This window comes from Mangrovibacter phragmitis, assembly GCF_001655675.1.
Lineage (GTDB): Bacteria > Pseudomonadota > Gammaproteobacteria > Enterobacterales > Enterobacteriaceae > Mangrovibacter > Mangrovibacter phragmitis.
On sequence record NZ_LYRP01000001.1, the window covers coordinates 713,917 to 736,795 of the forward strand.

General features: G+C 48.8%; 27 protein-coding genes and 1 pseudogene. 14 read left to right on the forward strand and 14 right to left on the reverse strand.

The genetic code is table 11. The features are described 5' to 3' along the window. Window positions 1-20: 20 nt before the first annotated feature. Window positions 21-482 (forward strand): hypothetical protein, encoded by a 462-nt coding sequence (locus tag A9B99_RS03280; RefSeq protein ID WP_231889145.1) that lies wholly within the window; start codon window positions 21-23, stop codon window positions 480-482. A 33-nt stretch (window positions 483-515) separates the two neighbouring features. Here the strand turns inward: A9B99_RS03280 and A9B99_RS03285 are convergent, their stop codons facing one another. From A9B99_RS03285 to A9B99_RS03295, 3 genes are all read right to left on the reverse strand, one after another. Further along, on the reverse strand, window positions 516-1,157 hold the full coding sequence (locus A9B99_RS03285; RefSeq protein WP_064594578.1) for an NAD(P)-dependent oxidoreductase: 642 nt from the start codon (window positions 1,155-1,157) through the stop codon (window positions 516-518). Between the two features lie 59 nt (window positions 1,158-1,216). Then, window positions 1,217-2,143: an oxidoreductase gene (locus A9B99_RS03290; protein WP_064594579.1), complete on the reverse strand. Its 927-nt coding sequence runs from the start codon at window positions 2,141-2,143 to the stop codon at window positions 1,217-1,219. A gap of 126 nt (window positions 2,144-2,269) precedes the next feature. Beyond that, window positions 2,270-2,887, reverse strand: coding sequence for an FMN-dependent NADH-azoreductase (locus A9B99_RS03295; RefSeq protein ID WP_064594581.1), 618 nt, complete (start codon window positions 2,885-2,887; stop codon window positions 2,270-2,272). A gap of 113 nt (window positions 2,888-3,000) precedes the next feature. On the opposite strand from A9B99_RS03295, the gene A9B99_RS03300 reads away from it, so the two are divergent. Beyond that, window positions 3,001-3,405 carry a winged helix-turn-helix transcriptional regulator gene (locus A9B99_RS03300; RefSeq protein ID WP_064594583.1) on the forward strand — a complete coding sequence of 135 codons (405 nt, stop codon included), beginning with the start codon at window positions 3,001-3,003 and terminating at the stop codon, window positions 3,403-3,405. 13 nt (window positions 3,406-3,418) lie between these two features. Here the strand turns inward: A9B99_RS03300 and A9B99_RS03305 are convergent, their stop codons facing one another. Together A9B99_RS03305 and A9B99_RS03310 are read right to left on the reverse strand one after the other, a co-directional pair. Beyond that, window positions 3,419-3,697, reverse strand: a complete 279-nt coding sequence (locus tag A9B99_RS03305; protein ID WP_197499247.1) for an NAD(P)H-dependent oxidoreductase — start codon at window positions 3,695-3,697, stop codon at window positions 3,419-3,421. Window positions 3,698-3,799: 102 nt separating this feature from the next. Beyond that, the gene (locus A9B99_RS03310) at window positions 3,800-4,555 is read right to left on the reverse strand and encodes an alpha/beta hydrolase (RefSeq protein ID WP_064594587.1); all 756 of its coding nucleotides are present in this window, start codon (window positions 4,553-4,555) and stop codon (window positions 3,800-3,802) included. A 170-nt stretch (window positions 4,556-4,725) separates the two neighbouring features. On the opposite strand from A9B99_RS03310, the gene A9B99_RS03315 reads away from it, so the two are divergent. After that, on the forward strand, window positions 4,726-5,751 hold the full coding sequence (locus tag A9B99_RS03315; protein ID WP_064594589.1) for a GlxA family transcriptional regulator: 1,026 nt from the start codon (window positions 4,726-4,728) through the stop codon (window positions 5,749-5,751). A 65-nt stretch (window positions 5,752-5,816) separates the two neighbouring features. Here the strand turns inward: A9B99_RS03315 and A9B99_RS24465 are convergent. Continuing rightward, a pseudogene (locus tag A9B99_RS24465) lies at window positions 5,817-5,999 on the reverse strand (LysR family transcriptional regulator); the annotation flags it as partial. A 93-nt stretch (window positions 6,000-6,092) separates the two neighbouring features. Then, a complete protein-coding gene (locus A9B99_RS03320) occupies window positions 6,093-6,920 on the reverse strand; it encodes an SDR family oxidoreductase (protein ID WP_082917817.1) in 828 nt (275 codons plus the stop codon). Between the two features lie 100 nt (window positions 6,921-7,020). On the opposite strand from A9B99_RS03320, the gene A9B99_RS03325 reads away from it, so the two are divergent. Then, window positions 7,021-7,923: a LysR family transcriptional regulator gene (locus A9B99_RS03325; RefSeq protein WP_064594591.1), complete on the forward strand. Its 903-nt coding sequence runs from the start codon at window positions 7,021-7,023 to the stop codon at window positions 7,921-7,923. 128 nt (window positions 7,924-8,051) lie between these two features. Next, on the forward strand, window positions 8,052-8,534 hold the full coding sequence (locus tag A9B99_RS03330; RefSeq protein ID WP_064594593.1) for a glutathione peroxidase: 483 nt from the start codon (window positions 8,052-8,054) through the stop codon (window positions 8,532-8,534). Window positions 8,535-8,722: 188 nt separating this feature from the next. Here A9B99_RS03330 and A9B99_RS03335 read toward each other — a convergent pair whose 3' ends face one another. Beyond that, the gene (locus A9B99_RS03335; protein WP_064594594.1) at window positions 8,723-9,493 is read right to left on the reverse strand and encodes an SDR family oxidoreductase; all 771 of its coding nucleotides are present in this window, start codon (window positions 9,491-9,493) and stop codon (window positions 8,723-8,725) included. Between the two features lie 315 nt (window positions 9,494-9,808). Continuing rightward, window positions 9,809-10,054, reverse strand: a complete 246-nt coding sequence (locus A9B99_RS03340) for a GNAT family N-acetyltransferase (protein ID WP_074388755.1) — start codon at window positions 10,052-10,054, stop codon at window positions 9,809-9,811. A 123-nt stretch (window positions 10,055-10,177) separates the two neighbouring features. Here A9B99_RS03340 and A9B99_RS03345 point away from each other — a divergent pair, with 123 nt between their 5' ends. From A9B99_RS03345 to A9B99_RS03355, 3 genes are all read left to right on the forward strand, one after another. Then, window positions 10,178-10,582, forward strand: a complete 405-nt coding sequence (locus A9B99_RS03345; RefSeq protein WP_064594595.1) for a tautomerase family protein — start codon at window positions 10,178-10,180, stop codon at window positions 10,580-10,582. Window positions 10,583-10,752: 170 nt separating this feature from the next. Beyond that, the gene (locus A9B99_RS03350) at window positions 10,753-11,355 is read left to right on the forward strand and encodes a TetR/AcrR family transcriptional regulator (protein ID WP_064594596.1); all 603 of its coding nucleotides are present in this window, start codon (window positions 10,753-10,755) and stop codon (window positions 11,353-11,355) included. A gap of 52 nt (window positions 11,356-11,407) precedes the next feature. Next, window positions 11,408-12,313 (forward strand): alpha/beta fold hydrolase, encoded by a 906-nt coding sequence (locus A9B99_RS03355; protein ID WP_064594597.1) that lies wholly within the window; start codon window positions 11,408-11,410, stop codon window positions 12,311-12,313. Between the two features lie 126 nt (window positions 12,314-12,439). Here A9B99_RS03355 and A9B99_RS03360 read toward each other — a convergent pair whose 3' ends face one another. Beyond that, window positions 12,440-13,459 carry a GGDEF domain-containing protein gene (locus A9B99_RS03360; RefSeq protein WP_064594600.1) on the reverse strand — a complete coding sequence of 340 codons (1,020 nt, stop codon included), beginning with the start codon at window positions 13,457-13,459 and terminating at the stop codon, window positions 12,440-12,442. 374 nt (window positions 13,460-13,833) lie between these two features. Here A9B99_RS03360 and A9B99_RS03365 point away from each other — a divergent pair, with 374 nt between their 5' ends. Together A9B99_RS03365 and A9B99_RS03375 are read left to right on the forward strand one after the other, a co-directional pair. Next, the gene (locus A9B99_RS03365; RefSeq protein ID WP_064594601.1) at window positions 13,834-14,358 is read left to right on the forward strand and encodes a GNAT family N-acetyltransferase; all 525 of its coding nucleotides are present in this window, start codon (window positions 13,834-13,836) and stop codon (window positions 14,356-14,358) included. A 499-nt stretch (window positions 14,359-14,857) separates the two neighbouring features. Continuing rightward, window positions 14,858-15,658, forward strand: a complete 801-nt coding sequence (locus A9B99_RS03375; protein ID WP_064594603.1) for a DUF1796 family putative cysteine peptidase — start codon at window positions 14,858-14,860, stop codon at window positions 15,656-15,658. A 223-nt stretch (window positions 15,659-15,881) separates the two neighbouring features. On the opposite strand, the gene A9B99_RS03380 is transcribed toward A9B99_RS03375, so the two are convergent. Then, window positions 15,882-16,766 (reverse strand): LysR substrate-binding domain-containing protein, encoded by an 885-nt coding sequence (locus tag A9B99_RS03380; RefSeq protein ID WP_064594604.1) that lies wholly within the window; start codon window positions 16,764-16,766, stop codon window positions 15,882-15,884. Window positions 16,767-16,904: 138 nt separating this feature from the next. On the opposite strand from A9B99_RS03380, the gene A9B99_RS03385 reads away from it, so the two are divergent. Both A9B99_RS03385 and A9B99_RS03390 read left to right on the forward strand, forming a co-directional pair. Next, window positions 16,905-17,486, forward strand: coding sequence for a hypothetical protein (locus A9B99_RS03385; protein WP_064594606.1), 582 nt, complete (start codon window positions 16,905-16,907; stop codon window positions 17,484-17,486). Window positions 17,487-17,652: 166 nt separating this feature from the next. Further along, a complete protein-coding gene (locus A9B99_RS03390) occupies window positions 17,653-18,096 on the forward strand; it encodes a DUF2000 domain-containing protein (RefSeq protein WP_064594607.1) in 444 nt (147 codons plus the stop codon). 184 nt (window positions 18,097-18,280) lie between these two features. On the opposite strand, the gene A9B99_RS03395 is transcribed toward A9B99_RS03390, so the two are convergent. Together A9B99_RS03395 and A9B99_RS03400 are read right to left on the reverse strand one after the other, a co-directional pair. Beyond that, complete coding sequence (locus tag A9B99_RS03395) at window positions 18,281-18,640, reverse strand: hypothetical protein (protein WP_064594609.1); 360 nt, start codon at window positions 18,638-18,640, stop codon at window positions 18,281-18,283. Between the two features lie 3 nt (window positions 18,641-18,643). Next, entirely contained in the window at window positions 18,644-19,240 is a 597-nt protein-coding gene (locus tag A9B99_RS03400) for an NUDIX domain-containing protein (RefSeq protein ID WP_064594611.1), read from the reverse strand. An 82-nt stretch (window positions 19,241-19,322) separates the two neighbouring features. Here A9B99_RS03400 and A9B99_RS03405 point away from each other — a divergent pair, with 82 nt between their 5' ends. Both A9B99_RS03405 and A9B99_RS03410 read left to right on the forward strand, forming a co-directional pair. Beyond that, on the forward strand, window positions 19,323-20,072 hold the full coding sequence (locus A9B99_RS03405; protein WP_064594613.1) for a DeoR/GlpR family DNA-binding transcription regulator: 750 nt from the start codon (window positions 19,323-19,325) through the stop codon (window positions 20,070-20,072). 662 nt (window positions 20,073-20,734) lie between these two features. Further along, on the forward strand, window positions 20,735-21,454 hold the full coding sequence (locus A9B99_RS03410) for a hypothetical protein (protein ID WP_156518978.1): 720 nt from the start codon (window positions 20,735-20,737) through the stop codon (window positions 21,452-21,454). Between the two features lie 111 nt (window positions 21,455-21,565). On the opposite strand, the gene A9B99_RS03415 is transcribed toward A9B99_RS03410, so the two are convergent. Further along, window positions 21,566-22,876: a purine-cytosine permease family protein gene (locus A9B99_RS03415; RefSeq protein WP_064594617.1), complete on the reverse strand. Its 1,311-nt coding sequence runs from the start codon at window positions 22,874-22,876 to the stop codon at window positions 21,566-21,568. Window positions 22,877-22,879 lie beyond the last annotated feature (3 nt).

Consider the following 22,879-nt stretch of genomic DNA (forward strand, 5'->3'; position numbering starts at 1 on the left):
GTCAAAAGAGAGATAATTTAATGCGAATGATTGCTAATTTCAATACGATGGTTATGGTGAATTGCCAGCCAGGGGAGCCTGAATTATTCCCAGCAATTGATACTCCGTATCGTGCATTTCCGGTTCGATGGGTAACTGTCAATGATGATACACCGGGATGGGAGGATGCCTGGGATATTATTGACCTGTCTGACGTAAACGGTGATGAGGAGGCAAGTGATAGCTTCTATTATGAATTTAATCGATACAAGGGAACCAGGGTCGGCAGATATCCGATGGAGATACTACATGGTGTGGGGATTCAAGATTTTGTCTTTCAGGTGGGGGCCGAAGAAAAAGTAAACTGGATGCGGGCAGACAATGGTATCGGCTACTTTCATAAGTCACCAGAGGGGCTCTGGGCGTTTTCGTGTCCGTTTCACGAGATTGTCGAGCTGGTGCAGGCTCACCAAACACCAGGAGCAAGTGATCCCGGTATATAAGTCGATTCGCAACATGAGCCCGCTCCTCGTTACTCAGCGATTAGCGATACCCGGCGCGGCGCGCACGAACGTTTTATCCGTGACCTGGTCCACAAGAAACTTAGCCAAATTGCCTCTGGACAGTTTCATGCTGAGCCTGGTCCGCCCGTACCAGCCCACATCAACATTGCCATTTGCAGGACCATCCCTGAGGTTCGGAATTCTCACCAGTGTCCAGTCGAGGCCGGAACTGGCGATGAGTTCACCCGTCGCCCTGATGTCTTCATAAGCCCTGGGCACAATCACCCTGAACAGCAACACAAACGCATGTGTCCCAAGAGTGAACCCATCCCTGGGATCGCGATATGCGGCGGTGGAGATCTGGATGAGGCGACGCACGCCCATTTGCTCCATCGCGGAGATGATATTGGACAGACCATGCATGACCGGTTTGTTCCCCTGGACCTTCAGGCTGTCAGGACCGAGTGCGCTGATTACTGCATCAGCGCCGCGAACGCACTTCGCAATTGCTTCATAGTCCTGCAAGTCGCCAACGATGACTTCGGCCTTTCCCGCGAACGCGTCAACCTTTCTGGCATCGCGCGTATAAATAGACAGGCTGTAGCCCTGCCTGAGAGCTTCTTCGATAATGTATTTTCCAGTCGGACCGGTCGCACCAAACAGAGAGAGTTTCATTTTTAATTCCGGGTAAACAGATGTTGTTTGCTCTTACACGCGGGGGCGCTGCCCACAGCCTAAGGTCTGGAGGGCAATTCGAACCGAAGACCGATTAACTTCTCGGTTTCGACCCACAGGCGCTTTGCGGTCTCTTCATTCTGCGCACGTTCATCGATACGCGCACGTACCGGAGGGCCTTTGTGCCCGAAGAAGCGTGCAGGCCCCCAGTAACTGCCCGGTGGTGCATTCGGATCAGTTGCTGCACGCATTGTATTAAGCGCCCCCTCAAACGTCCCCAACTGGAGAATGGGGTTAAGTACGCTTGCCATGACGCGTTCGTGCGGACGCAAGTGGCGTTGTAGCTCGCTTTTTGTCCACCCCGGATGAGCAGACGTGACCAGTACGCCGGAACCACATGCAGCCAGACGTCGCTGAAGTTCAAGAGCGAAGAGGAGATTCGCAAGCTTGCTTTGCTGATAGGCCTTCAGTGCGTTATATGGCCGGTCATTCCAGTTCAGGTCGTCGAAGGCCATGTGACCGGCGTGATGGGCCAGGCTTGAAACAATGACAATTCGCGCATGTGGCGTGCGGAGCACAAGCGGCATAAGGCGCTGAGTAAGCGCTGCATGGCCGAGGTGATTTGTGCCGAACTGAAGCTCAAAGCCTTGTTTGGTACGTAATAGGGGTGGAAGCATCACGCCTGCGTTGTTGATGAGCAGGTCGAGCCTGTCATGCGTTGCAGTGAACCGTTCTGCAAAGGCTGCGATGGAATCAAGATCCGCAAGATCAAGAGCCTCCATGGTCGGTAACGTAGAGGGCTTCTCATCAACAACTCGCTTGAGCGCGCATTCACCTTTGCTGAGGTTTCGGCATGCAAGCACAACCTTCGCGCCACGGACTGCAAACATGCGAGCCGTTTCGAAGCCGATTCCGGTATTCGCGCCAGTGACTATGACAGTCCGGCCGGTCTGATCCGGAATATCATCAAAGGTCCACGTACTCATCAGAACCACCTCCACCGTTAAGCCGCAGGTAACGACAGAAGCATCTCTGCGTCGAGCGTGGGGACAGAGTTGCATGCAGTGACCGTACCTGCACCAAAAGAACGACAGTTTTCTTCATTGACATGGTCATGCCACCTTCGCCAAAAGGGCCTGCACAGCCGCCCCGGTACTGGCGATGGCAGCTTTTGCCGCATCCGGGCCTTGTACCGTGCCCTCGATGCGGATGAGTTCGACGTCAGTCAATCCAATGAAGCCGAGCACATGCAGAAGATAGTTGGTCTGGAAATCGAAAGGTGCATAGACTCCCTCCGAGAAAACACCTCCGCTAGCAGTGACCAGATAAACCTTCTTACCAGTAAGCAGTCCCTGGGGGACGCCTGTCCCGTAACTGAAGGTGACTCCCGGCCAGGTGATGTTGTCAATCCACGCCTTGAGCTGCGAAGATGGAGCGAAATTCATCATGCCGGACCCAAGCACAATCACGTCGGCCACACGCAACTCATCAACCAGTTCCATGGCATCTTCGACAGCCTTAGTCTCTTCTGCCGTACGGGCATCAGGCGCCATCACGCGACCCTTGATATAGTCTTGCGTAATGTGTGGCGCCGGGTTAGCAACAAGGTCGCGAACGGTCAGTGAGCCCCCGGACTGCATCCTGATGCCATTGGCAATTTCCGTGGCGAAGCGTGTGGAAAGACTTTCAGTTCCTCGAGGGCTGGATGTAATCAGCAGGATTTTGCTCATAGTGATTCCTCATTTGGTATAAAATAGATACCAGGTAACATTTTCATCCCTGGTTATCTATCGATACAGAGGATACTAAGATTCCTGTCTGCATTTAACAAGAAGGCACATCCATGTCACTGAGTCACAAAAACTTGCCCGAAGAATTGCCATCCCCTGATTCGGGAGGCTGTCAGGCTACCCGCGAGATACTGGATCGTATCGGCGACAAATGGAGTCTCTACATTATTGCCTCGCTGGCCAACGGGAAGCGGCGGTTCAATGAGTTAAGGCGCAATATAGAAGGTATCTCCCAACGGATGCTGACGCTGACTTTGCGAGGAATGGAGCGCGACGGTATTGTTACCCGGACGGTCTATCCGACGATTCCGCCACGCGTTGAATATGAACTCACCGAACTCGGCCGGACGCTGTTAGTGCCTGTGATGGCGCTCGTGAACTGGGCAAACGATAACCGGCTGGCCATTGCCGAAGCACATAAACGCTTCGATGACGCGCGCGAGCCAGACGAGAGATAAGCCTGGAGCATGATTACGGCAGTGATTGAAGCCATTTGCTGGCCGAAACAGAAAAATTGTACATCGGAGCGCCAATTACGATGACGTCACTCGCCAGAAACTCTTCAACCAGGTCATCAGACAGGCGATGCTGAGTGACCACATCATCGCTGGATACGCTGACAGGTAAGGCACGGAAAAGTGCTGCGATTTCACCGGTCAGGTGCGGAATTTCGTCCTGCACAACGTCACGATAGCGGGTAACAACTTCAGGGAGTTTTTCCTCCAGCTGACGTACGGTTTCGAAGGACAACAACCGGGTCAGCTTTCCTGTAAAATGCCTGAATCAATATGTTGGATTTGAGCTATAACCGTCTCCTGATGCAATGAACAATGTTTAAAAGTGATATTCCTGTTATTTAAATGAACGTGCTGCACGTTCAATAAATGTGGCAACCTCTGCCGGATGAGAAATCATTGACATATGACTTGAGGAGATTTGTTCGGTCACTGACCCGGTCATTTTTACGATCTTTTGCTGCACCGGATAGGGCAGCGCACGATCGTCTTTCGTCATCAGATACCATGTGGGTTTCTCTTTCCAGGCTGCATGGCTGACAAGTCCGTCAAATGCGCTGGCAGAGATGGGCTGGTGTGACGCTGTCAGCAGTTTAACTTTCTCTTCGGGAACATCACCTGCCATCACGCGTCGAAAATCAGCCGGGTTATCCAGCCAGATCAGCCCGTTTTTATCGGCCTCCATCCCGCCCATGGGCGCACCCAGCCGTGTTAATAAACCTGATACGGACTCCCCACTATCCGGAACGAGTGCCGACAGGTACACTATTCCCCGAACCCGTGAGGCATTGCCCGCCTGTGTCACCACAGCGCCTGCCCAGGAATGGCCAACCAGCAGGACATCGCCATGCTGACGTGCCAGCACCCTTTCTGTTGCTGTTACATCGTCTGCGAGCGATGTCAGGGGATTTTGCACCGAAGTGACGTGAAATCCTTTTTGTTGCAGCCTTTCCGTGACTTCAGACCAGCTTGAACCATCGGTGAATGCGCCATGAACCAGCACGATATTTTTTACCATTTCAGCTCCTGATAAATTGGATGCACCCAGGAGTGCAGTGAACATTAATGTGGCAACCGTTTTGTTCTTAAACATATAGTTGACGACCCTTATTCACATCCGAGTTTCACCGTCGTTTAAACCCGATCAACATCGACCAGGTTCTCTATGGTGGTAAGTTTAAAAGGAGCAGGACGCGGGAGTAAGGTGTGGCAAGGGACTTTAACCATGTTAAAAGCGACAAATTAAGACCGGAGTATACTTCGATGCGCATCGCCTTACTGGCCCTTGAGGGCAGCCTTCTGTCGGCAATTGCCGGGCTTTCCGACATATTCTGGATAACCAATCAGGTCGTTCTTGGGAGCCCGGAGCATGCTGGTCGCTTCAGCACGCCCCCCTTTGAAACCGTGATCGTTAGTGCAGACGAAGGCCCAGTATGGGATGCACAGGGCAGATTAATTCCCGTCGACTGCTCATTTCTTTCAGCCGGTCAGCCTGACATTATCATCGCCACCGGTATGGCGCTGGATGTAAGTCGCATGCCAGTCAACAGCGAAAGCATCAGGAAAGCGGCGGTCTGGATAAGGCGACGTTATGAGGAGGGAGCCAGGGTCGCAGGTGCCTGTGCAGGCGGCTTTATCCTGGGTGAAGCCGGGCTGCTTGACGGCCGGAGGTGTACCACCACATGGTGGCTGTATCATACGCTTCAGCAACGTTACCCCAATGCCAGGCCAGTGTGGGGAAAAGCGCTTGAAGAGGATGAACGCGTGCTGACCAGCGGTGGGCCTCTTTCCTGGGTAGCGCTTGCTCTGCATATCATTAAGCGAGAAGCGGGTGCGGATGTTGCCAGGCTGACGGCAGACATGGCCGTGGCTGACAGCCAGCCACTGTCTCAGCAGGTGTATGCCCCTCCGGGATTCATTAATACCCGACACCCTCTGCTGATGTGCGCCGAAGAGGTGATCCGCTATCGCAACCCTGGTATCAGCGCTGAGGGCCTGGCTACGGCGTTGAATATGACAGAGAGAACACTACAGCGGAAAATCAAAAAACTGACGCAGGAAAGTCCCAAGGAGTTCATTACCCGGGTCAGAATTGAGTCTGCCTGCGTGTTGCTGGCAAACCCTGTCACCAACATTCGTGAGGTTGCCGCAGAGTGTGGCTACACCGAAGATACCGCTTTCCGTAAAGCTTTTGGGCAGGTGATGGGAATGACGCCTTCTCAATATCGTAAATGGATTGAAGAGCGCAGCAGTTTAAATACGGTATCAGATTTAAAATTAAATAAGTAAAAGTACCAAGCCTGTAGCTAAGGTTTCGATGACAACTTGTAAATAATGCTGTCGATAAGGAATATTTAATATTTGTACCTTTTCAGTCGATCTATAAATAGTTTGAATGCTGCTGAATTGTCTTTTCGTTCCTGATAGTAAATGTGATAGCCCGGAAAGCTCTGGCGCCAGTCATCTAACATACGAACAAGTTTACCTGCTCTCACTAACTCATAGGCCTGGACTTCTGTGAGGCAAGCTATTCCTGCTCTCCCTGCACAGCAGCATCAATAATCAGATCGATAAAGCCTTGATTACACATTTTCATGCTGACCATCATGCTGGCGAGGTAGTTCTGCCTGCTACTCCTCGCGGTCTGCACCATATGCCACGGCTTTTATGGCCTGCAGTGCATCCATGCGAATTTTCAGTGCCGCCTTAATATTGTTATATGCCGTGCTCCCCAGTGGAAGGCGCAGAGGAGGGTTCGCAGCATCAGCCGCAGCAATCATCGCTGCCACAGTTTTTACCGCATCGCCAGTAATCGCAAATTCTCCTGATAACAGCGCTGCCCTTAACTTCCCGGACGCCGTATCACGGTAAACGGGCAAGGCTTCGGCAATATCCAGCCCGGCAGCAAATTTGGTTGCCGTTGGCCCCGGCTCGACCAGCAAAAAGTCGATACCAAATGTCGAGACTTCCTGGCGGACAGCTTCGACAAACCCCTCTATTCCCCATTTTGTGGCGTGATACAAGCTGAAGTCAGGGTAAGCTATTTGCCCGCCTTCGGAAGAAACCTGCACAATACGCCCGCCACCTTGCTGCCGCATAAATGGAATCACCGAGCGAATCAGTTGAATTGAGCCGGTAAGGTTGGTGGCAATTTGCCGTTCAATTTGTGTATCACTCAACTCTTCTGCCGCGCCAAATAAACCGTAAGCCGCGTTACTCACCACAATATCGATATGCCCGGCCTGCGCAAATGCAGCCTCAACAGCAGGCCTGATTGTTGCGGTATGGCTGAGATCAAGTACCAGCACCTGTAAGCGTTCGCCATATTGTTCGCGCATGTCGTCCAGTACAGCTTCACGCCGAACACTTGCAAACACCCGGTCGCCACGGGCCAGAAGCATTTCACACATCAGCCGGCCGAGCCCGCTGGATGCACCGGTAATTAGCCAGGTTTTCATTATGGTCATCTCCATTTAGTGAACAGGATTTCATCATAAACGGAATAATTGGTGGCATAATCTCCACAAAATGGCATGAGATGGTGGGGAAAATTCAACAATGAAGCGACCTTCCTGGAGTGAATTACAGGCGGTGAAAACCATTGCCGAACAGCACAGTTTTCGGCTTGCTGCGGATGTGCTGGGGCTTAAGCGTTCAACGCTCAGCCATACCATCAAAGGTCTGGAAGCAACACTTGGCGTGCGGCTGTTTCATCGTACTACGCGCAGCGTAGCCTTAACCGATGCAGGTGAAATGCTGCTGTCACGCCTGTCGCCGCTGCTGGAAGAGATGGATGAACTGCTCAATGACGTGACTGCCAGTGGCCACCAACCCTACGGTACACTGCGTATCAGCGCCAGCGATGCTGCTATCAGCCTTCTACTGGAAAAGGTATTACCGGCGTTTATCCAGCAAAAACCAGGGATTGAAGTTGATCTCGCCGCGCAAGGCCAATTGGTTGATATCGTGGCACAAGGATTTGACGCGGGCATTCGGCTTATTGAAGATGTCCCTAAAGATATGGTGGCGATACCCCTGAGCGGCCCCATGCGCTTTGTTACTGTAGCATCGCCGGGTTACCTGGCTTCGCGGGCGAAAATCAAACATCCTCAGGATATTATGCAGCACACCTGTTTGCGCCAGCGCCTGCCCAGTGGCAAGCGTTATCACTGGGAATACCAGCAAAATGGGCAACAGTTTGCACTGGATGTACCGGGCAGCCTGACTCTGGACAACAGTGCGTTAATGGTTGAAGCCGCCGTAAGTGGGCTGGGCCTGGCATATGTGCCGGAGCGCTACGCACAGCCGTGGGTCGCTAACGGGCAGTTGATTACATTGCTGGGCGACTGGGCAATTTCGTCTCAAGGTATTGCGCTTTACTTTCCACAAAACCGGCATATGCCCGTCGCACTGCGACTGTTTGTCGATACAATTAAAGCAACATTACAAGCACAAGATTAATTCACCTGCCAGCTAACGGCTGTTCTGGCGGGTATTACGGATTACGGCGAAGAGAACTTCTTATATCCTGGGTAACGCGCTGTATGGCAATATTGCCGCCGAACGGGTTGTGCTTTGAGGAACCGGACATGACTAACTTTTATCAACTTACTGCTACCAGCCTGAGTGGCCAGCCCATCTCTATGGCCGACTACGCAGGCAAACTGGTTCTGGTGGTAAATACCGCGAGCCATTGCGGTTTTACACCACAATACGCGGGCCTTGAAACGCTTTACAAAAAGTATGCCGCGCTGGGGCTGGTGGTGCTTGGTTTTCCCTGCAACCAGTTCGGTAAGCAGGAACCCGGCGGTGCGGACGAAATTGCTCAGACCTGCCATGTCAACTACGGTGTGAGCTTCCCGATGTTCGCAAAAGTTGAGGTCAACGGCGCTGCTACGCACCCGGTGTTTCGTTACCTGAAAGCAGAGTTGCCCGGTGTGCTGGGTGGGCGAATTAAATGGAACTTCACTAAGTTCCTGGTAGGGCGAGACGGCCAGCCAGTCAGGCGTTTTGCACCGTTCACCACCCCAGAGAAAATGGAAGCCGTTATCCTTGCTGCACTTGAAATCTAAGTATTCCGGTTATTCGGGCCATTCAGGTTCAGAGTGCTTCTCTTGCCAGAATTGATACGTTATGGCACGTCAAATATCACAGGCAGTAGCAGGCATTTTTTCATGGAATAACCACAGCAGAAGATGTGTTGGCATGGCTCAGCGAGTCTCTTGCTGTGACGCTGAATCAGTTTGTTAATCTGTATTCATTATTTTTTCGGGCTAATGGTGTCATTTCTGCTTTTGGCACTCAGGTCTTCGCGAGTTGGACCTTGAAAGTAGATATTACTTATATGGCAACTACGCGGTTGAGCCAGTACAAAACAAATCGTTTCCCAGATTGATCGTCCATTCAGTAGACGTTCCCCCATTTTGGCCTGGCTATCAACAAACGTCTCTAACCCGGTAAGTTCGAAATCCGGTGGGTACAAACTGGTAACACGTATATTTTCTTCGGACAACTGCTGTGACAGTTTAGTTGTGAACCCGCTAAGGCCATGTTTGCTGGCGAAAAAAGCAGGGTGCGCAATTGAATCCGTAAAATTCGCAACCCCGCATGAAGATATAATTGAGACGATATCAGCACTGTCTGAACGCCTTAACCCAGGCAGCAAAGCCTGAGTCAGCAGAATCGAACCTGTCAGTCCAGAACTGACTGTATTGATAATTTCTGTGTCAGGCTGATCGTCTAACCTCCCAGACAACCACTGAGCAGCATTGAGGATTAAAATGTCTATGGGCTTATCTGAACTTAACAACTGTGAAGAAAACTGAGAAATGGATTCCGGCTGGGTTAAATCACAGATATACCCTTTTGCCATGCCGCTTTCAGCAGTGATAATACTGCAGGTTTTTTGAATATCATCTTCCCGCCGCGCACAAAAATTCACCTCGACGCCCTCGCGTGCCAGCCACACGCACAGCGCCCGGCCAAATCCCCTTCCTCCACCAGTAATAACGGCTCTTTTACCTCTCAGCATCTTCATGCATCCTTTTCTTAATGACTATGTGTGGATGTAGATATACATGAAGAGGTGGAATGACATCTTTCAGTGAGTGCCATTTTTACATGAAGAGTATGAATGATTTTCACTGTAAACTATTTAATAGCATGACAGGGATTAGCAATATCAGCTTTGGCATTCAATTTCAGTGTGCCACTACATCGTTAGTTAATTCCGCGTTAGTTAATTCCGCGTTAGTTAATTCCGCGCCTGGCTCGAAGCCGGCAACCTCAGGAGTCCACTGGTATGCTGTGGTTGAGCAATAGATGGTCCCCGAAGCCACAACAGGCTTCAGGGTTGTTCATTCCGCATAGCAAATGTCGCTAAGCGCTGATGATCCAACCGGAAGTACTGTTTCTCTTCTATCAGAGACGCCCCGAGTGACAAGTAAAATTCGGCTGCTTTGGGATTGGTAGTTTCAGCCGTCCAGTCGAATCTTGTGCATCCATGTTCTATGGCAAAAGCAGCTATAAATTGCATTAGTGATTTACCTACTCCCTGGCCTCTCACTGCTGCTGATGTGAAAAGATCTTTCATATACGCTTGCCCACAATCACAGTTAACATTGTGGTTATTTTTCGGTTATGCCCTGTATCCAGTTCTTAAATGACTAACTACTGTGGCAATATCTTTTGGTAATCATTAAATTAAGGAGCTGTAATGCCTGGAATAACCCTCACATTGTCTGGCGACAAGAACCCACAGTTAACCAAAGCGTGTGTTACTTTAGCCACGCAAATCACCTGCGACATATTAAAGAAAAACAGCTTTGAAACTATGGTGATAGTCAGGCATGTTGCTGATGACGACTGGTTTATTGACGGTAGAAGTCTGGCTGAATGGGGGAAAAACTCATTCAGACTTGAAGTGACTGTGGTAGATGAAACTTGTAGCAAAGATCAGAAAGCCGCATACCAAAAAGCTATCTACAACGCGATGGAACAGGCAATAGGTAACTTACATCCACAATCCAACGTACATGTTATTGATTGCAAAGCAGCGTCCTACGGGTACACCGGAATAACACAAGAATACCGGTACCAGCATAAAGACGAGTTTTACTGAGAACGAAACCGAATATCCGCATAACCCTGCCCCTGCTGCATTAAACTACCAGTATCACGCAGCAGGCGCACATCCCCCTTCTTCTCGCGACCAGTTTGCAAATTCACTTTAAACATCCTGGCAACTGTGAGATTATTTAGGAATCGATCATTTCCTAAATGGTATAAATCATGCCACAGCAATCACGGGGTGTGCGCGGGCGCCCCCGCCAGTTTGATACGGACAACGCACTTGATCTCGCAATGCAGGTATTTCGCTCCAAAGGCTATCACAGCGCGTCAATCAGCGACCTGAGCGAAGGTATGCAACTCACTGCGGGCAGTATTTACAAGGCCTTCCATGATAAACGCAATTTGTTTTTACAGGTGTTTGCACGTTATACCTCGCTGCGTAACACCGCGCTGAGCCAGCGGTTAGCAGTATTACCAACTGGCCGGGAAAAGATAGCAGCCCTGCTGCACTTCTACCTGGAATCAGCCAGTAGTGTTGAAGGCCGCCGAGGGTGTCTGGTCGTAGGTAGTGCCATTGAATTGCAGCAGTTCGACCCGGAGCTTTCCGGTCTGGTGACAACCGCACTACAGCGAAATCAGCAAGGTATTCTGCAACTGATTCAACAAGGCCAACAGGACGGTTCTGTAAATCCGAAATGCAATGCAGAAGCACTAACGAGCGTGCTGTTATGTCTGGTGCTGGGTATGCGTGTCGCCGGGAAACTGAATGACCTTCCCGCCCGGGAAGAGGTGGTGTCAACGGCACTGGCACTGCTCGATTAAAATTTTTTCATCATATTGGAAATGATCATTTCCCAAATAACAGGAGAATGCGATGACTGATAACATAATGAACTGCACCTGGTCACAGCCCGTTAGCGGCCTGCCCGGCTTTTCCCACCATTTCGTTACTGTAGACGGCGTGCGCCTGCACTATGTGAGCGGTGGCAACCCACAAGGTGAACCTCTGCTGCTGTTAGCTGGCTTCCCACAAAGCTGGTATGCATGGCATAAGGTGATGGCGCAATTAAGTGACCGCTACCGAATTATCGCTCCCGACCTTCCCGGCCAGGGCGATTCAGACAAGCCTCAGTCTGGCTACGATACACAATCTCTGGCTGAAAAGGTTCACGGGCTGATGCAACAACTGGCCGTGGAGCACTATTACCTGGCCGCTCACGATGTGGGTGCATGGGTAGCCTGGCCTTATGCCATGCGCTACAGCCAGCAGGTGACCCGGCTGGCGTTACTGGACGCAGGTATTCCTGGTATAACGTTACCGGATTTCCTGCCTGCCACACCGGATAAAGCCTGGAAAACCTGGCATTTTGCTTTTCATTTATTGCCCGACCTGCCGGAGGCATTAATCACCGGGCGTGAAGACATTTACCTGACATGGTTTCTGCGGCGCAAAACAGCCAGCCCGATGGTATTCAGCGATAACGATATTGCCGAATATGCCCGGTTATTGCGGCAAAATGGCGCTCTGCGGGCCGGGCTTGCTCCTTACCGTGAAATCACCGCTTCAGCCAGGCAGAACCAAACACTACGGGAACAGGGGAAACTCAAGGTACCACTGCTGGCAATCAGTGCAGACCAGGGTTCCATTCCCGATATGGCCGCACCGCTACGCGAATTCGCGGATGACGTGACCGGAATGACAATTGCCAACAGCGGCCATTTTATCCCTGATGAACAACCATATGCCTTATCTGAAGCACTGGCATTATTCTTCCGGTAATAGCTTCCGGTAATAGCTGGAAAGGCCCCAATTCACGCTGCAATGAATTATCCACCCATGACCAGCATCCGGTTGTGGGTGAGTACTTCTCTCACGCACCTGGGACAATGAGCAATGTATATTCACTTAACCAGGAGGTGGGCCATCGGCTCGCCCGCCCGGCTTTTTCTCTTTATACATCGCGGTATCAGCCAGTTTTACAGCATCATCTACAGAACAATTTTCAGGTGAAACACAAACCACCCCTGCACTTGCGCCTTCATACCATAAGCACAAATTGCCAAAGGTGTACTGCCCACGCAATGTGGTATGAATTCTGTCCTTGATAGTTCGGATAACAAACTCCTGGTCAGTCTCTTTTTCAGGCCCAAGGCAGGCCAGCAGAAACTCATCGCCGCCTATCCGGCCAACAATATCTTCCTCGCGCACAATATGATGCAACCGCTGGCCAATCTCTTTCAACAGTGCATCCCCGGTATCATGCCCAAGGTCATCATTAATCTTTTTGAATTCATCAAGATCAATATAACTGATTAATACTGTGCGGTTGATTCGTTTCGCCAGAGAAAATAGTGCGGGCAACCGGTCGAATATCGCCCGTCTGTTCGGCAGTTGAGTCAGGGAATCGGTATAAGAATGTAATGCCAGTTGGTAATTATCTTCTTTGAGTTGCTCAATAACCAACAGCTCTTCAGCATAACGGGCGATGATTTTCGCCAGTGAAACCAGGCGCGCCACAGTTACCTGGCTGTCTTGTTTGTTCTGCTTACTGACTGAGTTCACTGAGCCATAGAGCGTACCATCACGCAATATAACAGGCACACTAAGGTGCGTGCACATTCCTGCAACTTCCAGTTCAGGAAACTGGCTGTAAAACCCGGACAACTCTTTCAGGCAGTAAATACCTTCTCTCAGCGTTTGTCCGGACAAAACTTGCTGCCAGGCCGTGTGTTTATCGCCCGAAATAATATGGTAATGGCACAATGGTGCTGAACCAGGTGCAGTAACAGGTGCGCTTTCACGGTCCAGCACCATCACCCAGGGCCAATGCAACCCTGAGGCTGTGCTACAAAACTGCATCAGTTCTTTGATAAAACTGCTATCAGCATGAAGTAAGGTAACACCACCACGCGTGAAATTGTTCATTTTCACTCCAGGGCAATCGTTATTTTTATTTTTAAATCAGCGCCTTTAATGAACCGCGACAGAAACGCACATAACATTGATAACTCAGAATACCATTACAATTAATAAACGTAATCTATCAACTATATTTTTGAATCCAGCTCACATTTTCTTTTTTATCGGCACAGAACTGCGTCTTTTTAGTGTGTCCGCTGTCACTTCAAGCCCGTGTACTAAGCTATCAACAGGGTTGATTAATTTTGTAGAATTGATAGATATGAATGATATTAAAGCGCCGGATGCATTGTCAGAAGAACCCATATCACACAGGCAGCCTGCTCTTTAGCCGGTTTATTGTCAGCACCATATTACAGATAAAAAACGCCAGGGAAAGCATGACAGCAATTACGATTAAACCCGCACAACCTGAACATATAGCTGCATTAAGAGCCATTGAACTTGCTGCATTTGAAACACTACGCCGCGCTGGTGCCGTAAACGGTTCCCCTGTCGCCACCAGTGAGGAACAATTCGACCAGTTACGCCTTGAAGGTGTGCTGCTTGTCGCACTCTTGCCTGGTGGTATTCCTGTGGGGTTTGCCGGGGCAATTATCACAGAAAACTGGCTGCATATTGCCGAGATGGATGTTCACCCTGACTGGCAACAGCAAGGTACAGGCCGCAGGCTTCTCAACGCAATATTGTCGGAAGGTAAGATGCGGGGTTTACAGGGTGCGACTTTAACCACAGACCGCTTCGCGCCATTTAACGCCGTCTTTTATGCTGCGCTGGGTTTTATACCAGTGGAAGGCGATGACTTGTCACCCCGGCTGCAAACCTTACTTTTGGAAGAAACCCTTGCCGGGCTCGACCCCAAACGCCGGATTGCCATGCAACTGGTGTACGGCCAGGCCACCTGAAAGCAAACTGGCTGCCAGAAGTGTGGATTGTTGCCACAGGGCACCACCAACAAGACAGATATTTCCCCGCCACCGGAGAGGCTAACCCCGGCACCTGATTACTTGCAGATATTCCTGAGGTGGCAATTAGCAGATGAAAAGAACTGCACGCCATTATGGATAACTGAATCCATCCAGCAATATTTTAAGAAAATCCTTATGTTTACCCCGACAGATATGAGGACTAGAATCATTTTGATACAAAAAATGCACATTTTATTCATAATCTTTATTTTTGAATTATAACAGCCATCTGTTACAGATTCTTTTAAAAGGAAGCTATAACTGACAACGCAGCCAGCGCGCTTAACATTATATTTACTACCCGTAAATTATTCTGCGCATAACAAAGGATGATATTCCCCCGGAGTATATATACCCACAGCAAACATGCACGCCATTTTGAGGCAAAACAGAACCATCATTGTAATCTCATAGAGAAAGGGAGATGGTAATATCAATGAAAAATATAATTATTAATCAACAAATAAAAAATAACCTCCGGTCGATTAAGCGGAGCATTAATAATATCAATAAAAAGTGGAAAAACAGGAGTAATTTTAAATCTGATACACTATGGATCTCCATTGGTGAAAATTGCCTTGCTGATGACATTCTGAGAAGGCATAACAGAAAGTCGTTCAGTTCCGTTTTTTCCTCTGGCCGCTCCAATATAGAGTATATCCTGCAGATGGAGAAGGACAGTTACCGTCATCTTCTGGAGAAAGACCAGCTACAACCGTTCCCGGATGGCGATCATTACGTGGTGCGCTCAACATACTATAAAAACTGTACCGGGCAATACAACCCTCGTCACATGCTGGGTTTTGAGTTCTCCCACCACGACCCACTCAGAGTAAAAGAAGATGCGCGTGCATTAAAACGACGCATTTACCGCCAATTAAAATATCGTGGTGTGAAAAACTTCATTTTCCTGTATCACCACCGCATTTCAGACCTGTCAAATATTTCCTTGCTGCGATCTCATCTCAATGAATTTTTGTCGTTATATAATATTAATAACTGCCACTGTAAAGTAATCCTGTTCTATCAAAAAATAATTGACACCAATACTGAGAAATTTATCGACTTCATCCCTCACAATACAGGTTTACTCGAGTTTGTCTGCCATACCCATGCTATTTGGGCCGGTGATGATCTTGATACTTTCTGGGCAAAAAAAGATGACTCTTTGTTTACATCTATGTTCAGTATTGTTGATGATGTAAGGCACAGAGAACTCAGCACTCCCTCAGAATAAGAGGTAAAAATGAAGCAGGTCAGAAATTAGCACCATCTCACCATTGATGCTACCGACAAATAGCAGACCCTACGCATACTGGCGTAATGATTAACTCCGGTAACCATACCGTTAGCGGAGTTAATACAGGGAGCCTTGCGTGAGATATTTTCTACAAAGCAGTCATTAAGTTACGGCACTACCCTGTTATGAATAGCAATACTCATCCCACAAGGCTGGGTTATCACTGCACCATGTGCTGTAACCAGTCGCGTAGCGCAACAATCTCCGCCCGGTATGCCACCTCTTCTAAAGCCAGCAGGTAATAATTCGCCCCGGGTAAAGACCCGGCATAAGGCGCAACCAACATTCCCCTGGTGATTAAATCCCCCACCAGCAATTCACTGGCAATCACCGCACCATGCCCGGCCACCGCAGCCTGTAAAGCATGGGTTTCATCGCTGAAGTGCAGGCCTCTGGACAAATTCAGGCCTTCCGGCCCATAGCGCTGCTTCCAGTGTTGCCAGTCCGGGGACTCTGCAGGAATATGGCGGTTATCTACATGTAACAGTGTCGTTTTATTTAAATCAGCAGGCCTTCGCAAATTCAGCGCCGGGCTGGCGACGACAATAAAACGGTCCTCACAAAGCAGTGTGTTGTGTAAACCATGTTCCGCGCTTTCCCGATAGCGGATGGCGACATCTACGGTTCGTTGTTTAAGGTCAACAGTTTCCACACTGGTATGTAAATGCACATCAATTTGTGGATACTGCGCTTTAAAATCCGCCAGGCGTGGAAGCAACCAGTTGGTTAAGAAGTTGGAAGTCGTTGTCACTGTCAAAGCTGGTGACTCTGTAAGCCGGTCTATTTTTTTTACAGCATCCCCAAGGGAGGAAAAAGCATTCTGCGTTGCGGCATAGAGTAACTGCCCTGCTTCCGTCAGCCTGACTTCTTGCGCACTGCGCTCAAACACCCGGCACTCCAGTACAGATTCCAGCAGGCGAATTTGGTGACTTACCGCCGTGGCACTCACGCTAAGCTCTGCGGCTGCCCGCTTAAAACTCAGGCATCCGGCCACAGCATCAAACGCACGCAGGGTACCCAGTGGTGGTAATCGCGATGTTTTCATGATGAGTTATTTTCATCCACAGGTGAAAAGTATGACTTTGAATACACCATTATATAAGCGATACGCTTAATACATAACCTGATGAAGATGAGTTTTTCTTCTTCTCTATGAACACATGTTACGAGGCGTATTGCGACCATGACAGCTTTATCTGCTCCCCCATCCTTTGCCGAAAAAACACGGTTCACCGCCACAGCACTGTTGTACAGCGGGCTGGCCGCCCAGATTGTGCTTCTGCTGAAGCGTTCCATTCAGGAAAGTATGGTGGACGCCATCACACTGGTATTACTGCTTGTGATTACGTTTACTGGTGGTTATTTAGGGTCGCGCTGGCCTGTATTCCGGCGCAAAAACTGGCTGAACCGGCTGTACTATGGGTTTCTGGTGAGCGCAGCCGGTATGTTGTTTTTGGTAATGGCGTTGCAGGGCGCATACCACTGGCTCTCGCTGGTTACCGGAGTGGCTATTTCCGGGCTGGGACAAGGTATTGTTGCTATGGCAGCTACAGATACAGACCGCAATCACCATGCAGCAATGCGGCCACTATCCAGAATCTTATTAAGGGTGGCAGGCCCACTGCTGGCCATCGTGGTCTGCCTGCATATTCAGGGGCAATTTAGCGGAATAACCGGGTTTCCGTATGCCTTTGCACTGTTGGTTGACCTGGCCTTATTAGGCGCACTGCATGCAAAAATCACCTGGGCAGACCAGGGATATTAATCCGTTTTTCCAGGCCAGGCCTTTGCACCACAGGTTGAATATTATGCCCGGCAGAGTATGATTTTCTTTCAACCCGGTATAAACAGAACATACCTGAACAGTAAACTCGCAAGGCTGTGGTTTAGCCACCGGGAAAAGACGTGATGTAATTAAGAAAAGGATATTTATGACAGAGTTATCCACCCTGCCCGATGAAAACACAAAACGATTTATTGCCGTATTAAATAAAAAGGTTGAAATGGGCCGTTTATATAACGCGCTCGGCCATATGACGGCGGGGCTTGTCGCGCATATCAATAACCCGGAAAGCTTGTGTTTCCTGCAATATACAGACAAAGATGGCGGTGTTCATCCCGCAATTTCGCACTTTCCTTTTATTGTTCTTAAGGCAGATAACTCTAATAAAATCAGGAAAGTTCGCGAAGAACTGCTTCAGCGTGATATCCCGTTTACAGATTTTACTGACACCATGATAGTTGGCTCTTCAGCCGCGCAGTTAAACGCCACATCTGAAACACCAGAGCAGGACCTTGAGTATTTCGGGATCTGCATGTTTGGCGATACCAATATACTTAAAGAATTTACCGGGAAATTCAGTTTATTTAAGTAGTCCTCTTCCCCCTTGTGCACCTGCCCTTTACCGGCACACAAGGGGGATTAATTCTGGACAGGTTAATCCATGCCAGCTTGCAGATAAAACCAGAAAGGGTAATCGTTGTCCCCACAATGCATTACTTATTAATCACTAAAATTACCGTACAACCATTAATGCAACAACCGTTCAGGCCGTCTTACTATTGCGACAGCCCTGGGATTTCAGTTAATTCCCGGTAAATGTGCATTCCCCGCTCCAGCCCAATAATGACGTCATTATCTGCCCCATTCGACTCACCGGGTATCCGTAAAATAGCATCGCAGTGGTAAATCAGGCGGTGAGCGACCGGGTACAGGAAGGATTCACTGATTTCATCACCCATCATTTTTGAACCTGCTGCTTCGGCAAGGGGTACCGCCAGCCATTCACCAATCACTGGCGTGTGCCCTTTTTCATACACTTTTAGCGCATACTGTTCCATAACAGACAGGTTCTGTTTAATGCGTTCTATGTCACCGTTAGTGCCACTTCTTACCGGCCCGGCAATTAAAATAAGCATGATTTATACTCCGCCCGTAAATACTGAATTAAGTGCCAGGTGTTGAAGTAACATAATGGTCTTCGCATCCTGGATTTCCCCACTTTTAATCGCCGCCATTGCTTTTGCAAAAGGCCATTCAAGCACTTCGATATCTTCACCTTCCTCATGAAGCCCTCCGCCGCCATTCAGGCGATCCTGATGTGAATATTCAGCAATAAAGAAGAAAAGTTTTTCAGTCACCGAGCCAGGGCTCATCCAGGCTTCAAAGATTTTCTCTGGCGCAGAAACCGTAAACCCGGTCTCTTCCTGTGCTTCTTCAACAATGCGCTTTTCGGGGGTTTCGTTATCCAGTAGTCCGGCGGCGGCTTCAATCAGCAGACCGCAATGGCCATTGATATAAACAGGCAGGCGAAATTGCCTGGTAAGCACGACGGTTTTTTGGGCTTTGTTGTACAGCAGAATGACTGCGCCGTTACCACGGTCATAAGCTTCGCGGCTCATTTCCTGCCATTTGCCATCCCTTCGCAGTAGCGCAAAGGTGTATTTTTTGAGGATATACCAGTCATCAGAGAGCAGTTTTTCCCGGATAAGACGGATTTTGGGCGGTTCTTTTTGCATGTTTATTCCTGATTTTAGGTGACAAAAAAAACATAACATGCATAATCGTGCACGATCAAGATAAAACGTGAATGGTGAAGTAATGCTTTCAGGGCAAAGAAAACAACTTATTCTCGACATCCTGGCGCGCGATAAGCAGGTTCTGTCAAAAGAGTTAAGCCAGCGATTTAACATTTCAGAAGATTCGATTCGCCGTGATTTACGGGAGATGGCCGCAGAGGGGCTGCTGCAGCGGGTTCATGGCGGCGCACTGGCGGTATCGGCTGCCACTGGCACACTGGAAATGCGCAAAAGCGTGCAGATTGAGTCGAAAAAGAGAGTTGCCCAGAAAGCGGTCGGGCTTATTCAGCCAGGAAACATCGTTATTATCGATGGCGGGACGACATCACAGGAGCTTATCAAACTGCTGCCAGGTGACCTCGCGTTTACTGCCGTTACCCACAGCCCAACCGTTGCTGTCGGGTTACTTAACCTGCCTTTGGTTGATGTTATCGTCATTGGCGGCCAGTTATACAAACATTCAGCCGTAACCGTTGGCGCATCAATGATTGAGTCAATTAACCGAATTCATGCGGACCTCTTTTTTATGGGTGTTACAGGCGTGCATGAAACAGCAGGTTTTACTACAGGTAACTATGAAGAAGCCAATGTGAAGCGTGCACTTTCGCAGCGTGCTGCGGAAACGGTAGTGATGGCCTCTGCGGAAAAAATTAACTCGGCCTCCCCCTTTGCGATTGGCGAGTTGAGTATTGCCAGCACCTTGCTGGTTGATGGCACTTTGGATGAAAAAATGCGTACAGTGTTTAACAAGCTGAATATCACTGTGTTGTAAATGATTCACGCCTGTATTGAAGTCATTCAGATGCACAGAGTCATAAAGCTGGTTTGCTGTGCACGTCACCGGCCACTTCCTGGTTTGAAGAGGTACTTACCCATCAACCGGGAAGTGGCTGATTCAGGTGTCTTCGAGATATACCCATATTTATGACTTGCAAACCACGCATAGCTTCAACCAGCGAATTATTTTTAGGAATAATTTATAAGATATTTCTAATAATTAAATGAAAAACGTCGAATAATAAAGTCACCGCAGCCACACAGGTAATTAATTACTTTTCTTTACTTATTCTTCAGGTGAACAAGTTGCATTTCCCTTACCTTTCCATTAACCTTTCGCAAAAAAAATTGTGTGAGAAAAGTAATGGCACTATCCTGTTCTGGTGAAAATTTATAATTGAACCACATAGTAATATGCATAATCCTGCATCATATGTAACACATCAGCCAAAGCCAATGTACTGAGGTTCTATTCTCATTAGCTAAACAGAGTGTTCAGTTTTCCATTAACATACAAAAACTCATTCATACTAAGTTGGTATCCGCACCAACTCACTGACCTGTATCAGTAAGGAACATGGCTTATTGTAATAGCGCCAGCCTTCCTGTTAACCGTCCATCTGTCTAATCCTGAGGGAACTTTTCGCCATGCGAATAATGGGAAAAAAAATAGATTCAAAGATTTTTGATAGTTCTAATAAAAAAACCTTAATGAAATGGGGTGATGTATATAACTGTACAAAAAGCCTCATCCCGCAAGCACTTATGCTGATACATACAGTGCGTCATGTGCATACTCAGGCAAACCGAAGTCCACTACTTAACCAGGATGCTGAAAGTGCTTTTAACAGTTGGGATGTAATCAGCACTTCCTTAATCGAGTACCGAAGCAAATATATAAGATCGCAATGGGCGAATGTAGGCTTATTGTTAGCGGTGCCGCCACAGAATATTATCGGAACTTTCTCTGAGGATGTCAGTTTTCAGAACCATGCGGGAATAAAAGAAAACAATTCATTTGCATTAGCTGAAAGCTATTTCAATGGAACACCTAAGCTTTTTGAAGGAAAGAAAGCGAAAGAAAGATTTAACTATATAAGAGAACACCTTCTACCCAACAAAAGTTATGCACACATCACCACACCAGAAAATTTAATGATAAATAGTAAGCATAAAAGATATAATGAGGTTCTTGTAGTAGGCAAATCAAATGTAAATATTCATGCAGGCTTCCCCCCTACAGGCCATATCACTGTATGTGGGATCTATCACCTTACTACGTTTGGAAACAAGACAGATCCAGATGATGAAAAGCTTATCGGGCAACTCAAGGTATTAAATCCTAATGTGCCAGTAATCCGGCAGGAAGTTTATTAAACTATCTGTATCACTGTACTCATGCCCTATGACAGTCAGTATGTGTTCTGTTAGAAAATGCCCACAGTGTCGTGGGCACTCTTTTTCAACTCACCAATACAGACTTGCGTATCAGTCATTCATCACTTTGGTTGCCGGTAACCGGGCTCCTGCCCACAGGCTGAACAGCGCATACAAACCACTGGCACAGACAAAAGTGACCGGTGCTGAGAATGCCGCCACAGATGGGGTGGCGTGCATTAATGCAATACCAATTGCAACGCTGATAAACCAGGCACCGAGCCCCGTCAGGTTGATGGCGCTATTTTCGCGTTCTGCCTGTACATTGCGGGCAATGCCGGCAAGGGCAACACCCACCCAGGCCACCACAAATACTCCCTGGTACGCCAGTGCCTGCAACAACCAGGCGAACACATCTGCCAGCATCAGAATATAGACCACCACACCCACCACACAGGCCCACACCACTTTAGGGAGCTTCACCTTAAACAGGCTGTGGAAAAACACCTGCATATTCACCGTTGCCAGGTAATAGTTCGCGGTATTAATCCGGGTTTGGGTTACCCAGACAAACCCCAGCCCGGCCAGCCCCAGCAGGTTGAGAATTGCCACCACAACCGACGTTTCATTTAATGCCGTACCGGCAGCAAACGTGCTGGTGAGGTAGATCCCCGCCATGCCGTTGAGCAAGAAAGTCACCAGGTAAAACGGCATCCCAAAATTGAAACGGGCGTGGTACTGGCTGTCTTCCTGTTTACCAAAACGCGCGTAGTCAAAGGTGTACATCATCAAAACCCAGACACCCATATAAGAGGTAAAACAGTTCCACCAGCCCCAGGGGGATGGCGTGGCAGGCCCCAGCTGCAGCCAGTTTGCCTGGTAACCGTGTAACGCCACCGACATCACAATAGTTGCCAGTAAACCCAACAAGTAAAATGGCAGCAGCACGCCATTAAATTTATCCAGCCAGTGCTGCACACTGCCAAAAATCAGCGGCACACTGTAAACCACCACCAGCGCAGCGGCAGCCCAGTACACCAGCCCCGGGTACAGGTGGTTCAGTGCAAACGCAATCACCGAGCCTTCAAACACAGCATAGTAAATGGCCGTGGAGAAAAATATCAGCGTGGCCAGCGACGCACCTAACTGGCCAAACAGGCGGCGCGAAAACTGAGCAACAGATAACCCACTACGAATGGCAAAACGGCTGATAACACCGTTAATCAGGCCATAGGTGATAACCGAAAGCACCATGCCAATAATGGCGTTAACCGCGCCATAGGCCATCGCCAGCGATGCACCCACCACAATGTAAAACACTGCACTACACACCGCCCACCATGCCATGGTGAGTGACAATTTGCCCATCTGTGCCGGTTCTGCCGAATTTTGCACAGCACGGGATTGTGGAGCTGAAGCCATAGC

Coding starts and splice junctions, on each gene's coding strand:
- A9B99_RS03385 (WP_064594606.1), top strand. CDS start 16,905: ATGACAGCTTTATCTGCTCCCCCATCCTTTGCCGAAAAAACACGGTTC.
- A9B99_RS03335 (WP_064594594.1), bottom strand. CDS start 9,493: ATGCTGAGAGGTAAAAGAGCCGTTATTACTGGTGGAGGAAGGGGATTT.
- A9B99_RS03415 (WP_064594617.1), bottom strand. CDS start 22,876: ATGGCTTCAGCTCCACAATCCCGTGCTGTGCAAAATTCGGCAGAACCG.
- A9B99_RS03410 (WP_156518978.1), top strand. CDS start 20,735: ATGGGAAAAAAAATAGATTCAAAGATTTTTGATAGTTCTAATAAAAAA.
- A9B99_RS03400 (WP_064594611.1), bottom strand. CDS start 19,240: ATGCAAAAAGAACCGCCCAAAATCCGTCTTATCCGGGAAAAACTGCTC.
- A9B99_RS03300 (WP_064594583.1), top strand. CDS start 3,001: ATGTCACTGAGTCACAAAAACTTGCCCGAAGAATTGCCATCCCCTGAT.
- A9B99_RS03280 (WP_231889145.1), top strand. CDS start 21: ATGCGAATGATTGCTAATTTCAATACGATGGTTATGGTGAATTGCCAG.
- A9B99_RS03285 (WP_064594578.1), bottom strand. CDS start 1,157: ATGAAACTCTCTCTGTTTGGTGCGACCGGTCCGACTGGAAAATACATT.
- A9B99_RS03355 (WP_064594597.1), top strand. CDS start 11,408: ATGACTGATAACATAATGAACTGCACCTGGTCACAGCCCGTTAGCGGC.
- A9B99_RS03395 (WP_064594609.1), bottom strand. CDS start 18,640: ATGCTTATTTTAATTGCCGGGCCGGTAAGAAGTGGCACTAACGGTGAC.
- A9B99_RS03350 (WP_064594596.1), top strand. CDS start 10,753: ATGCCACAGCAATCACGGGGTGTGCGCGGGCGCCCCCGCCAGTTTGAT.
- A9B99_RS03290 (WP_064594579.1), bottom strand. CDS start 2,143: ATGAGTACGTGGACCTTTGATGATATTCCGGATCAGACCGGCCGGACT.
- A9B99_RS03325 (WP_064594591.1), top strand. CDS start 7,021: ATGAAGCGACCTTCCTGGAGTGAATTACAGGCGGTGAAAACCATTGCC.
- A9B99_RS03380 (WP_064594604.1), bottom strand. CDS start 16,766: ATGAAAACATCGCGATTACCACCACTGGGTACCCTGCGTGCGTTTGAT.
- A9B99_RS03390 (WP_064594607.1), top strand. CDS start 17,653: ATGACAGAGTTATCCACCCTGCCCGATGAAAACACAAAACGATTTATT.
- A9B99_RS03330 (WP_064594593.1), top strand. CDS start 8,052: ATGACTAACTTTTATCAACTTACTGCTACCAGCCTGAGTGGCCAGCCC.
- A9B99_RS03405 (WP_064594613.1), top strand. CDS start 19,323: ATGCTTTCAGGGCAAAGAAAACAACTTATTCTCGACATCCTGGCGCGC.
- A9B99_RS03365 (WP_064594601.1), top strand. CDS start 13,834: ATGACAGCAATTACGATTAAACCCGCACAACCTGAACATATAGCTGCA.
- A9B99_RS03375 (WP_064594603.1), top strand. CDS start 14,858: ATGAAAAATATAATTATTAATCAACAAATAAAAAATAACCTCCGGTCG.
- A9B99_RS03295 (WP_064594581.1), bottom strand. CDS start 2,887: ATGAGCAAAATCCTGCTGATTACATCCAGCCCTCGAGGAACTGAAAGT.
- A9B99_RS03315 (WP_064594589.1), top strand. CDS start 4,726: ATGCGCATCGCCTTACTGGCCCTTGAGGGCAGCCTTCTGTCGGCAATT.
- A9B99_RS03360 (WP_064594600.1), bottom strand. CDS start 13,459: ATGAACAATTTCACGCGTGGTGGTGTTACCTTACTTCATGCTGATAGC.
- A9B99_RS03310 (WP_064594587.1), bottom strand. CDS start 4,555: ATGTTTAAGAACAAAACGGTTGCCACATTAATGTTCACTGCACTCCTG.
- A9B99_RS03320 (WP_082917817.1), bottom strand. CDS start 6,920: ATGAAAACCTGGCTAATTACCGGTGCATCCAGCGGGCTCGGCCGGCTG.
- A9B99_RS03340 (WP_074388755.1), bottom strand. CDS start 10,054: ATGAAAGATCTTTTCACATCAGCAGCAGTGAGAGGCCAGGGAGTAGGT.
- A9B99_RS03345 (WP_064594595.1), top strand. CDS start 10,178: ATGCCTGGAATAACCCTCACATTGTCTGGCGACAAGAACCCACAGTTA.